Annotated in this window: 14 protein-coding genes; 7 read left to right on the forward strand and 7 right to left on the reverse strand. The window is 32.6% G+C overall.

The annotated features are described in order from the left end of the window. The first annotated feature begins 142 nt into the window (after positions 1–142). The 3 genes from ACTPNM_RS15555 (at position 143) to ACTPNM_RS15565 (ending at position 3,515) form a co-directional block, all read left to right on the forward strand. Positions 143–1,342 (forward strand): aminotransferase class I/II-fold pyridoxal phosphate-dependent enzyme, encoded by a 1,200-nt coding sequence (locus tag ACTPNM_RS15555; RefSeq protein WP_440122707.1) that lies wholly within the window; start codon positions 143–145, stop codon positions 1,340–1,342. A 193-nt stretch (positions 1,343–1,535) separates the two neighbouring features. Beyond that, positions 1,536–3,020 carry a Na+/H+ antiporter NhaC gene (gene nhaC / locus ACTPNM_RS15560; RefSeq protein WP_440122709.1) on the forward strand — a complete coding sequence of 495 codons (1,485 nt, stop codon included), beginning with the start codon at positions 1,536–1,538 and terminating at the stop codon, positions 3,018–3,020. Between the two features lie 36 nt (positions 3,021–3,056). Further along, positions 3,057–3,515, forward strand: coding sequence for a GNAT family N-acetyltransferase (locus ACTPNM_RS15565; RefSeq protein ID WP_440122711.1), 459 nt, complete (start codon positions 3,057–3,059; stop codon positions 3,513–3,515). Here the strand turns inward: ACTPNM_RS15565 and ACTPNM_RS15570 are convergent. Both ACTPNM_RS15570 and ACTPNM_RS15575 read right to left on the reverse strand, forming a co-directional pair. After that, entirely contained in the window at positions 3,492–3,728 is a 237-nt protein-coding gene (locus tag ACTPNM_RS15570) for a hypothetical protein (RefSeq protein ID WP_121147866.1), read from the reverse strand. The genes ACTPNM_RS15565 and ACTPNM_RS15570 overlap by 24 nt on opposite strands. 1 nt (position 3,729) lies before the next feature. Continuing rightward, the gene (locus tag ACTPNM_RS15575) at positions 3,730–5,688 is read right to left on the reverse strand and encodes a putative porin (RefSeq protein WP_440122713.1); all 1,959 of its coding nucleotides are present in this window, start codon (positions 5,686–5,688) and stop codon (positions 3,730–3,732) included. A 70-nt stretch (positions 5,689–5,758) separates the two neighbouring features. On the opposite strand from ACTPNM_RS15575, the gene ACTPNM_RS15580 reads away from it, so the two are divergent. Together ACTPNM_RS15580 and ACTPNM_RS15585 are read left to right on the forward strand one after the other, a co-directional pair. Continuing rightward, positions 5,759–6,358, forward strand: coding sequence for a ribonuclease HII (locus tag ACTPNM_RS15580; RefSeq protein ID WP_440122714.1), 600 nt, complete (start codon positions 5,759–5,761; stop codon positions 6,356–6,358). Between the two features lie 33 nt (positions 6,359–6,391). Next, complete coding sequence (locus ACTPNM_RS15585; RefSeq protein WP_440122715.1) at positions 6,392–7,447, forward strand: nucleoid-associated protein; 1,056 nt, start codon at positions 6,392–6,394, stop codon at positions 7,445–7,447. 28 nt (positions 7,448–7,475) lie between these two features. Here the strand turns inward: ACTPNM_RS15585 and ACTPNM_RS15590 are convergent, their stop codons facing one another. Both ACTPNM_RS15590 and ACTPNM_RS15595 read right to left on the reverse strand, forming a co-directional pair. Next, positions 7,476–8,057, reverse strand: a complete 582-nt coding sequence (locus tag ACTPNM_RS15590) for an outer membrane protein (protein WP_440122717.1) — start codon at positions 8,055–8,057, stop codon at positions 7,476–7,478. Between the two features lie 2 nt (positions 8,058–8,059). Continuing rightward, a complete protein-coding gene (locus ACTPNM_RS15595; protein WP_440122719.1) occupies positions 8,060–8,650 on the reverse strand; it encodes a PhnA domain-containing protein in 591 nt (196 codons plus the stop codon). A 51-nt stretch (positions 8,651–8,701) separates the two neighbouring features. On the opposite strand from ACTPNM_RS15595, the gene ACTPNM_RS15600 reads away from it, so the two are divergent. Beyond that, complete coding sequence (locus tag ACTPNM_RS15600; RefSeq protein ID WP_440122721.1) at positions 8,702–9,205, forward strand: GNAT family N-acetyltransferase; 504 nt, start codon at positions 8,702–8,704, stop codon at positions 9,203–9,205. Here ACTPNM_RS15600 and rimM read toward each other — a convergent pair. The 3 genes from rimM to ACTPNM_RS15615 all read right to left on the reverse strand — a co-directional run bounded on the left by rimM (position 9,202) and on the right by ACTPNM_RS15615 (position 10,612). Next, positions 9,202–9,729, reverse strand: a complete 528-nt coding sequence (gene rimM, locus ACTPNM_RS15605) for a ribosome maturation factor RimM (RefSeq protein ID WP_440122842.1) — start codon at positions 9,727–9,729, stop codon at positions 9,202–9,204. The genes ACTPNM_RS15600 and rimM overlap by 4 nt on opposite strands. A gap of 16 nt (positions 9,730–9,745) precedes the next feature. Beyond that, positions 9,746–10,249 carry a 30S ribosomal protein S16 gene (locus ACTPNM_RS15610; RefSeq protein WP_274639487.1) on the reverse strand — a complete coding sequence of 168 codons (504 nt, stop codon included), beginning with the start codon at positions 10,247–10,249 and terminating at the stop codon, positions 9,746–9,748. A gap of 171 nt (positions 10,250–10,420) precedes the next feature. After that, the gene (locus tag ACTPNM_RS15615; RefSeq protein WP_028891302.1) at positions 10,421–10,612 is read right to left on the reverse strand and encodes a cold-shock protein; all 192 of its coding nucleotides are present in this window, start codon (positions 10,610–10,612) and stop codon (positions 10,421–10,423) included. A gap of 241 nt (positions 10,613–10,853) precedes the next feature. On the opposite strand from ACTPNM_RS15615, the gene dnaE reads away from it, so the two are divergent. Further along, entirely contained in the window at positions 10,854–15,227 is a 4,374-nt protein-coding gene (dnaE, locus tag ACTPNM_RS15620; RefSeq protein WP_440122723.1) for a DNA polymerase III subunit alpha, read from the forward strand.

Below are 15,227 nucleotides of genomic sequence, written 5' to 3' on the forward strand. Positions count from 1 at the left end.
ACACCTTTCACTACTATTACCAAATAAAAAACCAATTACAGACACAAAATTAGCATAATAATCTATAAAACACACTTCTTATTGATTTTTAAACAATTAAAACTGAATTTAGTAGTCTACTAATAATTAACCTTAATCAATTATGAAATTTAAACCTGCAAACAACATACAAGACCTACAATATTTTGGAGAATTTGGTGGTGTTAACCCATCTATATCAGACTCTTCAACTTATACTTTTTTATCAGCAAAAACAATGTTTGATACTTTTGAAGGAAATACAGATGGTTGTTATTTATACTCTCGTCACTCATCTCCTTCAAACCTATACTTATCCGAAGCTTTAGCAGCTATGGAAGGAACTGAGACTGCTAATGTTTCTGCTACAGGTATGGGAGCTATTACTCCTACCATCTTACAAATCTGCGAAGCTGGAGATCATATTGTTTCAAGCAGAACTATTTACGGAGGAACTTATGCTTTTTTAAAGAACTTCGCACCTCGAATGGGCATAGAGACTTCTTTTGTTGATATTACAAAAATAAGTGTGGTAGAAGCTGCTATTACACCAAAAACCAAAATGATATACTGTGAAACAGTAAGTAACCCATTATTAGAAGTTGCTGATATTAAAGCACTATCAATCTTAGCTAAAAAACATAATTTACAATTAGTTGTTGATAATACATTTTCTCCACTATCAATTTCACCTGCTCAATTGGGAGCTAATATTGTTATTCACAGCTTAACAAAGTTCATCAATGGTTCTTCAGATACTATGGGAGGGGTTATTTGTGGGACTACAGATTTTATCAATTCTCAAAAAAGTGTAATTGATGGCGCAAGTATGTTATTAGGTGCCTCTATGGATTCAATGAGAGCTGCCTCTATCTTAAAAAACCTTAGAACTTTACATATTCGTATAAAACAACACAGTAAAAATGCTAGTTATTTAGCTGAAAAATTTGAAGCTGACGGGTTAAAAACTGTGTACCCCGGGTTAAAATCACATCCTTCTCACGAAGTTTTCAAATCGATGATGAATGAAGAATACGGTTTTGGAGGAATGTTAACTATAGATACAGGTTCTTTAGAGAAAGCTAACGCTTTAATGGAGCTAATGCAAGAAAGAAACTTAGGGTATTTAGCTGTAAGTTTAGGCTTTTACAAAACCTTATTCTCCGCTCCTGGTACTTCAACATCTTCAGAAATTCCTTTAGAAGAGCAAAAAGAAATGGGATTAACTGATGGTTTGATTCGTTTTTCTATTGGATTAGACAACGATATAGAGCGCACTTATCAAATGATGAATGCTTGTATGAAAGAAATAGGCATATTATAAAGTATATTTACTTTTAATTTCAGTTTGTCATTTCTAAAAAGTCAGAAATCATATCCTATCTTTTACTTTTTAGAAATGACATTTTTGCTTTTCAAGCGCTTCTATTCAATTTTTTCTAAAGAATACAGCAAACTAATTCGATTTGTGTAATTCTCAACAAAGTCGTAACATTACAAGCCGAAAAAAACCACACATGCAAGACGACAAAAACCTATCTGAAATTGAAATAGAAAATCAAAAAATAATTCAAAATAAAGAATTAAGCATATGGGAAGCTTTGATTCCTGTTTTCGCTCTAATTGGTATGCTTGCATATAATGTATTCGTATTTGGAGACGACGCTTTAAGTGGAAGCAATCAATTTATTTTATTATTAGGAGGAGCTGTTGCAGCTATTGTAGGTTTTAAAAATAAAGTATCCTATGAAAGAATGATTGAAGAGGTAGCCGAAAACATTAAGTCTACCGCTGGTGCTATTTTAATACTTTTAATGGTAGGATCTTTAGCAGGAACTTGGCTAATAAGCGGTATTATACCTTCAATGATTTATTATGGTTTGCAAATCTTAAACCCTACCATATTTTTAGTTGCTTGCTTAATTATTTGCGCTGTAATTTCAATCGCCACTGGTAGCTCTTGGACTACTGCAGCAACAGTTGGTATTGCCTTAATAGGAATTGGTGAAGCATTAGGCATTTCTCTGGGAATGACCGCTGGTGCAGTTTTATCAGGAGCATACTTTGGAGATAAAATGTCTCCAATGTCTGACACCACAAACTTAGCTCCTGCTATGGCTGGTACAGATTTATTTACACATATAAGATACATGGCTTATACTACAGTACCTACTTTTGTTGTAACTATTATATTTTTCATTATTCTTGGTTTTACACAAACAACTACTGGTGAAGCTAACACACAATTAATGTTAAACGATATTAACAAAGCATTTAACATTACTCCTTGGTTATTTGCAGTTCCTATACTTGTAATTATACTTATCATAAAAAAAACACCTCCTTTAATAGCTCTATTGGCAGGGACAATTTTAGGTGGTGCTTTTGCTTTAATCTTTCAACCTCATGTAGTAGCTCAAATTGCAGGAGTCGAAAAATTAAATTTTGAATCTGCTTATAAAGGAATAATGCAAGCAATAACTGTTGAAACTTCAGTAGCTACAGATAATGAAGTATTAAAAGATTTATTCACTGCTGGAGGAATGAAAAAAATGCTTGGAACAGTTTGGTTAATTTTATTGGCAATGGTTTTTGGTGGAGTTATGGATGCTATAGGAGCTTTAGCTAAGATTAGTAGCTTTATGTTAAGCTTATTTGATTCAGTTTTCGGGTTATTTGCTAGTACAGTTGCAACTTGTATTGGTTTAAACTTTACTGCTTCTGATCAATACTTAGCAATTGTAGTACCAGGAAAAATGTACGCGCAAGCTTATAGGGACAAAGGTTTAGCTCCTGAAAACTTAAGTAGAACTCTAGAGGACTCAGGTACTGTTACTTCTGTTTTAATCCCTTGGAATACTTGCGGAGCTTATCATTCAGGAGTTTTAGGTGTTCCTGTAATAGATTACGCTTTTTATGCTATGTTTAACTGGTTAAGCCCGTTTACTACGTTACTTTTTGCTGCATTTAGAATTAAAATAAAACAACTAGCTTCTAAATAATAACATTTATACCTCACTATTTGTGAGGTTCTTTTTATGATTGTAAAGGCTCAAATACAAGACGCTAACTTATTAACCGAAATTGCTATAAGTTCAAAAGCATACTGGGGATACTCCAAAGAACAAATGGAACTTTGGAAAGACGACCTAACAGTCACCCCTAAAACTTTTGCCAGTTGTAATATTTATAAATTTCAAGTTAACGATATTACAGCTGGTTTTTACGTTTTATATCGAGCTAATATTAGAACAAGTTTTTTAGATTTTTTATTTGTTACTCCTAAGTTTATAAACCAAGGTATAGGTTCTAAGCTACTAGAACATGCAATAAAATCCTGTATAAGTGGTTCTTGCGCTGTTTTAAATGTTTTATCAGATCCAAATTCAGAAGCGTTTTATTTAAAACATGGTTTTGAAGTAATTGGTAAACGAGAGAGTAGTATAAAAGGACGTTTTTTACCCGAAATGGAACTATATTTTCCTGAAAACATGTAACAAAATTGATACAATTAAAAGTATCCAAGGAGTTCCGTGCAAAAACACATCAAACCAATCCATAAATTGCATAGCATGTTCTCCTGAAAAAGCATTTCCTCCTGCTATCCATTTTAGTTTACCTACAATATGTGGTGGTCTAAAAGGTGCTAAACCTAAAGTTAAACTTGCTATTAAAAACAACTTCCAGTTTTGTCGTAATTTCTCTTTCATATTATATAAACCAGTTCCACACTACCCCAAAACGAATTACAAAATCTCTATACGGATAGTTCGGTGCTGAAAAATAATTCTTTTTAAGCACAAAAGAACTAATGTTATCTGCTTTAAAGTAAATTCGAGTTCTACGAACCCTTGCATTAAAAAACAAATCAACTGTTGGGTATCCTATTTCCGTATCGTTTTGTAAAGTAAACTCAGCTAACAAAGGGTTATACGCATTCGCTTTATATTCTGAAAAATACTTAAATGTAGCTCCTATTTGTACTAACAAAGGTTTTCCTTTAAACCATTCATCTGTATAATAAAGTGTGTTACGAGTAACAAATTCTGGAACTCTAAACACACTATTTCCACTTGCTACTTTTTGATACATTATAGTGTTATCTAAAGCAAACTTTCCGAAAGTAAACTCTTTAGAGGCTTTTGCTTTTAAATAATTAACATCTCCTGAAAATTGTTGTGGCTGTCCATCTTCATCAAAATATGTATAATTACTAATGTTAGTGATATCTACAGATGCATTTCCCCATTTAGAATCTATAACTCCTCCCAATGTACGTGTTCCTATTTGAGAAAAATTATTCTCCCAATTATAATCATCATAACTACTTTGATGCAATAAAAAATTAAAGTTGGGCGATTTGTTACTTATTCCTACCCTACCTTTTACAGTAAGTACACTATCTTTCTTATAAAAAGCTTCTCCAGATAAACTATTTCCAGATAAACGTCCACTTCCTGGTGTAAGATTTCCAGAAGCATTTACATGGAAGTTTCCAATTCTTCCATTCCAATCAGCTCCAAAAGAAATTGCATCTCCCTTCAGCTTATTCTTTGTAATTCCAACCGTATTATTCTGTAAATTTTCATATCCATATGTATAATTTGATAATTCCGTTTTTACACGAAATTTACCTAATACATATTTTGAGTTAAAATCTATAAAGAACTGATTGTTGTATAACAAATAAATAGTCTTGTTATTTATGTTACTTGAAATATTTGCATTACCAAACATATCTGAAGCTGTACCTTCATTAAATCGATAAAACTTAGAATCTCTAGTAAATGAATGCCCCAATTTTAAATTAGAAAAATCTTTTTGACTTACACTATCTTTTGAAGATAATAGTTTAAAAGTATGTTCAAAATACAATCTTTTAGCATCTAAAGTACTTTCGGCACTATTCAAATTCACATCCATCCTACCTCTATTTCCGCTAAAGTTAGGATCATCTGCTAAAAATGCCTCTAAAGAAGTTTCTGTCAACCCTCCACTTTCTTGATTAAAAAAGTCTTGATTTACAGCATGTCCTCTAATTGCATATTGCCCTTTAGGAGTTTCATAACTAAAACTTACTCTAAAATTACCCGTACTTACCAAGGAGCGCCTATAAGTACCTAATGAACGGAGTCCTTTATATGCTATTGCTAGGTTAAAACGTTTGGAAAAGTTTGTTGTAAAAAGCGCATCTAGTACCTGTCCTTGCTCCAAACCAGTACGGTACATAATTTCTGTTGTAGGTGTGGGTACATGATAATAATTAACATCTTCAATATCAAAATAATTGAACATTTTTGCTCTAAAACCTATATCTGGAAATTTTGAAATATTAGTAAAATCGTACCCTAAGTTATTAAACGTTTGCCCTTGATTATGGAAAGCTAGTAATTCAAAATTATCTTTTCTTAAGAAGTTAAACTTATATTCTTTTTGAATTGTTAATGTGGTATCTACTATAGTAGTATCATTCTTGTGTGATATAATTTTATAATCGGTATACTTAGTTTTTCCACTAAGCTTTACATTAATTTCACTATCAGGTAATGAATCCATATTTTGATTAAGTCCTCCTCTACCTCTTCCAAAGCCTCCATCAATTGTTCTTATTTGGGCAAAAATCACCTGAACACTTATCAAACAAAAAAATACTAAGAAATTTTTCTTCATAGCAACAAAAGTAAAATAATTTAACGACAAAAATCACGATTAATTTCTTTGAAATCTGTTAATTTGTAGCATGTTGCAATTAAATTATAGCGGTTGTAAATTGGAAGCGGGAACAGATGAAGCTGGTAGAGGCTGTTTATCAGGACCTGTTGTAGCTGCTGCGGTTATTTTACCTGATGATTTCCAACATGAACTACTAAACGACTCTAAGCAAATTTCAGAAAAAAAACGTCAAAAGCTTAGACCTTATATTGAAGAGCACGCGCTTGCCTTTGGAGTCTCTTTTATCCATCAAGAAGAAGTTGATGAGCTTAATGTTTTACAAGCCTCTATTACCGGAATGCATCGTTCAATAGAACAATTATCTGTTAAACCTGAATTTATTATTGTTGATGGAAACAAGTTTAACCCTTTTGAAAAAACACCTCATCAAACCATTGTAAAAGGCGATGCTAAATTTATGAGTATAGCAGCTGCATCTGTACTTGCTAAAACCTATCGTGATGAGTATATGGAGAAAATTCATCAAGAATTTCCTCAATATAATTGGCAAAAAAACAAAGGATATCCTACTAAAGAACACCGCGAAGCTATTCGTCAATTTGGTGCAACTCCCTACCACCGAAAATCATTTAAATTGTTACCTGAACAATTAAAATTGAAACTTTAATTTTTCTATTTTTGTCTTCCAATTTTTTAGAAGATGATTAAAAGAACTCGTACCGAAATTAATAAGTGTATTATTCACAAAGTAGCTAACAAATACAATAGCGGACAAAATGCTTTTTCAGAAAGTTTAGTTCGTTTTGATGAAGAAAGCTACGAATTATTACTTCCTTTTTTATTAAAACCTTTCGGGGCTGTTACGCAAAGTTACCGTTTTAGTCATCATGCGGATGTACGCCTAAACGAAATCAATAAATATTGTTCTGATATTTTTGAAGATGATAGTAATGAGGTTTTTATTGAACATTCTAAAAATATTGTTAATCACCTTTACGAACAATCAAATTCAGCAAATATTAAAACTGGTGATGTAATTGTTGCCTATTTTGAAGGTATTGAGTATAAAGATGTTTTAACTGAAGCTGTTGGGGTTTTTAAAATTGAAAGTAAAGTAGATTTCTTTCAGACCTATTTAGATGATGATAGTTTTGATGTAGTAGTTCAAAAAGGAATTTCAACAAAAAGATTGGATAAGGGTTGTTTAATTTTAAACTCTACTGATGCAGAAGGAACTGTGGTCTTATCTGTAGACAACAACCAATACGATGCGCAATACTGGATTAAAAACTTTTTAAGTGTAAAATATGCTGATGATCGTAATTTACATACTCAAAACTACCTAGAAATGTGTAAAGAGTTTTCTGAAGAAGTTTTAAAACCTGAATTAGGAAAACAAGAGCAAAGTAACTTTTTAGCTAACACTGTTGATTACTTTAAAGAACATGAAAGCGTAGACTATCACGGTTTCAAAGATGAAGTTTTTGAAGAAGACAAGCATAAAGATCTTTTTGAAGATTATAAACAACACTTTGAGAAGTTGAACGATGTATTAATTCGTAATAATTTTGAAGTATCTGATGTTGTTTTAAAGAAGGAAAAAAGTAAGTTTAAAACAGAAATTAAATTAGATACCAATATTCAAATTAAAATTGATGTAGATGCTCCTGATGCCTCTGCTGAATACTTAGAACAAGGGTATGATGAAAATAAGAAAATGAAGTTTTATAAAGTGTATTATAATACAGAGAAATAAAAAAGCTGAATTAAACTCAGCTTTTTTATTAAAATCTTATTCCTGCTCCCATTTTTAGGAGGTTTACATTTGTATTGTAATCTATATCTGGTGAATTTCCAGAATTTAATTTGGAAAAATCATATTGAACTTGTAAAAAAACTCTTGGCAAAATATCATAACTAACACCTAAACCAGCATTTATTCCTCTCAAAGTATCAGAAAGTTTAGAAAAATCTACCGAGCCTGAATTATTAGTATTAGTTAGTTTCATTTTCATAAACGAGTATCCTATATTTACAAAAAGATGCAATTTTGTTAATTGACTCAAGTTTAATTCTGAGAAAATTTTAGGTTGTATAGCATATATTGTTCTCTCAAAATCTTGTGGATAATTACTCTTATCTGTATCATCAACTAGAAGTCCACCATTTATACCTATACCTAAATTAACTATTTTAAAATCCTTTATCCTATATTTAAATCCAAAATCAACAACTCCTTCAGACCTACCCCCAATAAAATTATTATCTATTGTTAAAGGATAACTTACTTCTAAGCTAATTTTTTTATTCTGAGAGAATGAACCCATTCCACACAATAATAAAATTAATATAAGTTTATACTTCATAACTATTCTTTTTCAGCCATTTTCTTTACATAATCGGTAATAATCACAATAATTTGTGCTCCCACTTTACCTTCAATATATTTAGCATTTTCAGGATCTAAAGAAATTCTACGCACAGCAGTTCCTTGCTTAGCTACCATACTAGAACCCTTTACCTTTAAATCTTTAATCAACACTACATTATCTCCTGCCTGTAAAATAGCGCCGTTCACATCTCTATGAATTATCTTTTCACTTTCATCTAAATGCTCCCCAGTAGCTTCAGCAAAACGCAACTCCTCATCTTCTAAATACATCATATCTAACAAATCTTGCGACCACCCATCTTTTTTAACGCGGTGTAACATTCTCCAAGCTACTACTTTTACTGCTCTAAATTCACTCCACATACTATCATTTAAACAACGCCAATGATTAGCATCTGTTTTATCAACATCTTCAATCTGCTCAATACAAGTAGCACAAGCCAATAAACTACCGTCAACTCCTCCTGTTGAAATTGGTGGTACTTCATAAATTGACAAATCGCTTTTTGACGCACATAATTCACATTGATTTCCGCTTCTATCTTGTAATTCTTGTAATAAACTCATTTTATTCTTTTTTTGCTTCGCAAAAGTACATTTTTAATTTATATTTAGGCTATGTTATTAGAAAGCGAACGATTAATTATTAAAGAAGCTCTAGTTAGTGATGCCCCTTTTTATTTTCAATTATTTAACGATCCAAACTGGATTCAATTTATAGGTGATAAAAACTTAAAATCTATTGAAGAAACTCGCGTTTACTTAAAAGATATTTTATTCAAAAACTCGAAATTAGGTGGTTTGGGATTTTTTACTGTAATTCTAAAAGAAACCAATAAACCTATTGGAGCCTCAACTGCACTACAAAGAGATAAGTTAGATTTTATTGATATTGGTTACGCTTTTTTACCTGAAGGAAGAGGTAAAGGATATGCCACAGAAGCCACAAAACTAATTATTGAATACGTCCGTACTAAATTCAAACAAGAGAAAGTATTAGCTTTGACTATGCCTAAAAATGAAAAATCTCAAAAACTATTAAAAAATCTAGGTTTTGAGTTTATTGGAATGCAGCAAGTTTTTGAAAATGGAGAAGATTGTGTATTTGAGTATGTGTTTTAACTCAAATACAAATCAATTAACCCTTCAGGAGTTTCAACTTCTATAGTTTTATTATCCCTATCTACTTTTTTAATAAAATCGTCAATCATAGGAATAAAAACTTCTTTTCCCTCTCTATCAATTTCAAATAAAGGTTGCGCAGAAGAATCATTAATACTTACTATATTCCCTACCTCTCCAAAAGAAGCATCAATAACCTTAAAACCTATCACTTCATGATAATAGAATTTATCTCCTGATAATTTAGGAAGTAAATCTAATGGTAAATAGACTTCAGAACGTAAAATAGCTTCAGCGTCAGCTTCAGTATCAACATCCTCAAATTTCACTCTAAACATAGTTCCTTTACTTAGGGAAGATTTTTCAATAAAAAAAGGAATCAGATTATTGCCTAAATCGACAAAAACTGATTCCAAATTTTCGTAAAGATCGGGTTCATCAGTATCTAACTTAATAATTACCTCACCCTTAAAACTATGTTTTTTAACGATTTTGCCAAGATAAAAGCAATCTTCTTTTTGCATCATCGTACTACAGTTTTTATTCTTCGCTATCAGCACCTGATTCAGCAGCAGCATCCTCGCTATCTTCTACAGCAGGAGTTGCAGCAGCTATACGCGCTTCATTAACAGCTTTCTCAGCTTCTAAAGCTTTTGCTTTAGCTTCTGCTTCCGCTTTTGCTAAACCTTCTGTTTTACCAGCTACTTTAGCTGATTTTTCCTCTAACCAAGCATTAAATTTAGCTTCTGCTTGCTCTTCAGTTAAAGCTCCTTTCTTTACTCCTCCAGCTAAGTGATTCTTTAATAAAGCTCCTTTATAAGATAAGATTGCTCTAGCAGTATCAGTTGGTTGAGCACCATTTTGTAACCACTTTACAGCTCCGTCAACATCTAAATCGATAGTTGCTGGGTTAGTGTTAGGGTTGTAAGTTCCGATTTTCTCTAAGAAACGACCGTCTCTTTTAGCTCTTGAATCAGCAGCTACTACCCAATAAAATGGTTTTCCTTTTTTACCGTGTCTTTGTAATCTAATTTTTACAGGCATAATTTTAATTTTTAAGGTTCGCGACCTTGGTTATTAATAAATCTTATTATCTCGTAATAAGTGGGCGCAAAATTATAAAATATTTTTCAAATAACACCTAAAAAGATTTTTTATTAAAATAAAAAAGAGCCTGTTAAACAGGCTCTTAAGAAAAATAAATTATGAGGTATATTATAATACTCTAACGCTAACTGCGTTTAATCCTTTTTTTCCTTCTTTAAGTTCAAACTCAACAGTATCACCTTCTCTAATCTCATCGATTAAACCTGATACGTGTACAAAATGTTCTGTGTTTGATCCTGACTCTGTAATAAATCCAAAACCTTTAGATTCATTGAAGAACTTTACTGTTCCTTCTTTCATTGTAAAAAATATTATATTAAAGTACAAATGTAATCTTATTAATTGATTATCAATCACTTTTTTTCATTTTTATTTTAAAATTAACCTACACTTAACATCTCTTTACTGATTACAATCAGCTATTCAAGCCTTTACATTAAGTAAAAACACTCGTTAATAACTTCTCTTAATAACAATGTAAATTCTTCGTATTTTTACACTTTGTTTTCATTCAAAACACTTCAATAAGTAATTTTTGCCCATGTATTTAATTTTCGATACCGAAACTACTGGATTACCTAAAAGCTGGAATGCTCCAATAACCGATACCGATAACTGGCCTAGAGCCATACAAATTGCATGGCAATTACATGATGAATTAGGAAATTTAATTGAACATAACGACTTCTTAATACAACCTGACGGATTCAATATTCCGTACGATGCAGAACGTATTCACGGAATTTCTACTGATTTAGCTATCGAACAAGGAATTCAGTTAAGTGAAGGGCTAGAACTATTCAACAACGCATTACAAAAAACGAAGTTTATTGTCGGTCAAAATGTTGGTTTTGATGTCAATATTATGGGGTGTGAGTTTCATCGTTTAGGTGTTGAAAACAATTTAACAGAATTACCTGTTTTGGATACTTGTACCGAGCATACGGCACAACTATGTCAAATTCCTGGTGGTCGTGGAGGTAAATTTAAACTTCCAACTCTTACCGAACTACATAACCACCTTTTCGGAACTGGTTTTGGAGAAGCACACAATGCAACCGCCGATGTGGAAGCTACCACTCGATGTTTCTTAGAGTTAATTCGTTTACGCCAATACACAGAAGAGCAATTAGATGCTTCTTCAGATTATTTTCAGCGTTATACAGAAGCTAATCCAAATCCGATACAAGTAATAGGACTTAAACACTTAAACCTTAAAAAGGAAAGTGAAAAAATTCGCAAGAGAAAGTCTTCTGAAACTGATGAAGCGAATACAATTTCTACCGCTGAAGGATTAGCAGAACTTGAAGGCGTTAAATTTGCTCATTTACACAACCATACTCAATACTCAGTTTTACAATCTACCATTCAAATTGGTAATATTGTAAATGCTGCTGCCAAAGACAATATGTCTGCAGTTGCTATGACTGACACTGGCAACATGATGGCTGCTTTTCATTTCGTACAAGCAGTTATTGGACATAACAAAGCTGCTGAAGCAGCCAATAAAGAAGCTTTAGAAAAAGGAGAAGAACCTACTGAGAGTATTTTAAAGCCTATTGTAGGTTGTGAATTCAATGTTTGTGAAGATCACACCAATAAAAGTCAAAAAGACAATGGGTATCAAGTTGTGTTACTTGCTAAAAATAAAAAAGGATATCACAACCTAGCAAAAATGTCTTCCATTGCTTTTGTAGATGGTTTTTACTACGTTCCGAGAATTGATAAGAAAGTTATCGAACAATACAAAGAAGATGTTATTGTTTTAACAGGAAATTTATATGGTGAAGTTCCTAGTAAAATATTAAATGTTGGTGAAACTCAAGCTGAAGAAGCTCTGCTTTGGTGGAAAGAACAATTCGGAGATGATTTGTATATCGAATTAATGCGTCACGGACAAGAAGACGAAAGAGTTGTTAACGAAACTCTCTTAGAATTTTCAAAAAAGCACGACGTTAAAATTGTCGCTACTAACAATACTTTTTACTTAGGCAAAGAAGATGCTAATGCTCATGATATTTTATTATGTGTAAAAGATGGTGAAAAGCAAGCAACCCCTAAAGGAAGAGGTAGAGGTTATCGCTATGGATTACCTAATGACGAATATTATTTTAAATCTACCGAAGAGATGAAAAAGCTCTTCGCAGATTTACCAGAAGCCATTATTAACATTCAAGAAATCGTAGATAAAATAGAACCTTTTGGGTTAGCTCGTGATGTACTATTACCTGCCTTTGATATTCCAGAAGAGTTTAGAGATGAAAAAGATCTTGAAGATGGAGGAAAAAGAGGTGAAAATAATTTCTTACGTCACTTAACTTATGAAGGTGCCAAAAAACGTTATGGAGAGATTACTGATAAAATTCGAGAACGTTTAGATTTTGAACTCGATGTAATTGCTAAAACAGGATACCCTGGATATTTCTTAATTGTAGAAGACTTTATTCGAGAAGCTAGAAACATGGATGTATCGGTAGGTCCAGGACGTGGTTCTGCAGCTGGTTCAGTAGTTGCTTATTGCTTATGGATTACCAATATAGACCCTATTCAATATGATTTACTTTTTGAGCGTTTCTTAAACCCTGAACGTGTATCGATGCCCGATATTGATATTGACTTTGATGATGAAGGTCGAAGTCGTGTAATGGATTACGTAATTGAAAAATATGGAGCTAATCAAGTAGCACAAATTATTACCTATGGTACCATGGCAGCTAAATCATCTGTCCGTGATACCGCTCGTGTACTTGACTTACCTTTATTTGAAGCAGATAGGATTGCTAAGTTAATTCCTGGAATGAAGTTAAAAAAGATCTTTTCTCTAGATGAGAAAGGATTAAAAGAAAAACTTCGTTCTGAAGAAATTGAAATGGTTAATGAGCTAAAAGCTATTGCCAATGGTAATGGACTTGAAGCTGAAACCATTAACAAAGCTCGAATTTTAGAAGGTTCTGTTCGTAATACTGGAATTCATGCCTGTGGAGTAATCATTACTCCTGATGATATTACCAAATTCGTACCCGTATCAGTTGCGAAAGATTCTGACATGTATGTTACCCAATTTGATAACTCAGTAGTAGAAAGTGCTGGATTATTAAAAATGGATTTCCTTGGGTTAAAAACATTAACCCTAATCAAGGATACGGTAAAAATTGTAAAAGCACGTCATGGTGTAGAGCTCGATCCTGAAAATTTCCCCATTGATGATGAAGAAACTTATGCACTGTTCCAACGTGGTGAAACCGTAGGGATATTCCAATACGAATCTCCCGGAATGCAAAAATACATGCGTGAGTTAAAACCTACGGTTTTTGCTGACTTAATTGCAATGAACGCCTTGTATCGTCCAGGTCCTTTAGAATATATTCCTTCTTTTATTAGAAGAAAACATGGGGATGAAGAAATTCAATATGACCTTCCTGCCATGGAAGAATACTTAGCTGAAACCTACGGAATTACAGTATATCAGGAGCAAGTGATGTTACTCTCTCAAAAGTTAGCTGATTTTACCAAAGGTGAAGCTGATGTACTTCGTAAAGCAATGGGTAAAAAGCAAGCGGCAGTACTTGCAAAAATGAAACCTAAGTTTGTTAATCAAGCAAAAGCTAATGGACATGATGAAAAAGCATTAGAAAAAATTTGGAAAGACTGGGAAGCTTTTGCATCCTATGCCTTTAACAAATCTCACTCTACTTGCTATGCTTGGATAGCCTATCAAACTGCTTATTTAAAAGCCCACTACCCTGCCGAATACATGGCGGCAGTGCTTTCTAACAACATGAACGATATTAAAACGGTTTCGTTTTTTATGGAAGAATGTAAACGAATGGGGTTAGAAGTATTAGGTCCAGATGTAAATGAATCGTATGCTAAATTCTCTGTAAATAAAGATGGTGCCGTTCGTTTTGGTATGGCGGCTATTAAAGGTGTAGGTGGTTCTGCTGTTAAGGCAATTATTGATGAACGTAAAGAAAATGGACATTTTTCTTCAATTTTTGATGTAGCGAAACGTGTTGATTTACGTGTTGCTAACAAAAAAGCTTTTGAAGGTTTAGTATTAGCTGGTGGATTTGATTCCTTTAACAATACTCACAGAGCTCAGTATTATGTTAAGGACGAGAAAGGGCAAACTTTTTTAGAAAAAGCTATCCGCTTTGGTAACAAGTTTCAAGAAAATCAGAATTCATCTCAGGTATCTTTATTTGGAGAAGCTTCGGATGTTGATTTACCTGAACCTTTAATTCCAGAATGTGAAACTTGGGGAACTATGGAATTGTTAGCTCGCGAAAAGGAAGTAGTGGGAATGTATATTTCTGCACATCCTCTTGATGATTTTAAAAACGAGCTAAAGTTTTGCAACGCTTCACTTGCACATTTTAAAAACATTGCTCAATATGAAGGTTTAGGACTTTCTTTTGCTGGAATTGTCACTGATGTACAGCATCGAGTTTCAAAAGCAGGTAAAGGGTGGGCTGCATTTACTATGGAAGACTATAATGATAGTTTTGAGTTCAGAATTTTTGGTGAAGATTACTTAAAATTTAAACACTTTTTAGTTCCTAATTCATTCTTATTTATCAAAACTACTATCAAACCTGGCTGGACTAATAAAGAAGGTGTAAAAGGTGATCCTAGGGTTGGTTTTAATGAGTTTTTACTATTGCATGATATTATGGATAAAATGTGTAAGAAACTTACTATAAAAATTCCGTTAAAAGAAGTAAAAGATAATACCATAAAAGAACTACAACACTTGTTTGCTACTAACAAAGGCTCACAAAGTTTGTATTTTACCATTTGGGACGCTGAAGAAAAAATAGAATTAAGCTTACCGAGTAGAACTACTAAGATTAAAATATCTAGTGAATTTTTAAAGGCTTTAGACGAACAGTTTATTAATTACAAGTTAAATTAA

This window comes from Tenacibaculum sp. Ill (assembly GCF_051938915.1).
Taxonomy (GTDB): domain Bacteria; phylum Bacteroidota; class Bacteroidia; order Flavobacteriales; family Flavobacteriaceae; genus Polaribacter; species Polaribacter larymnensis.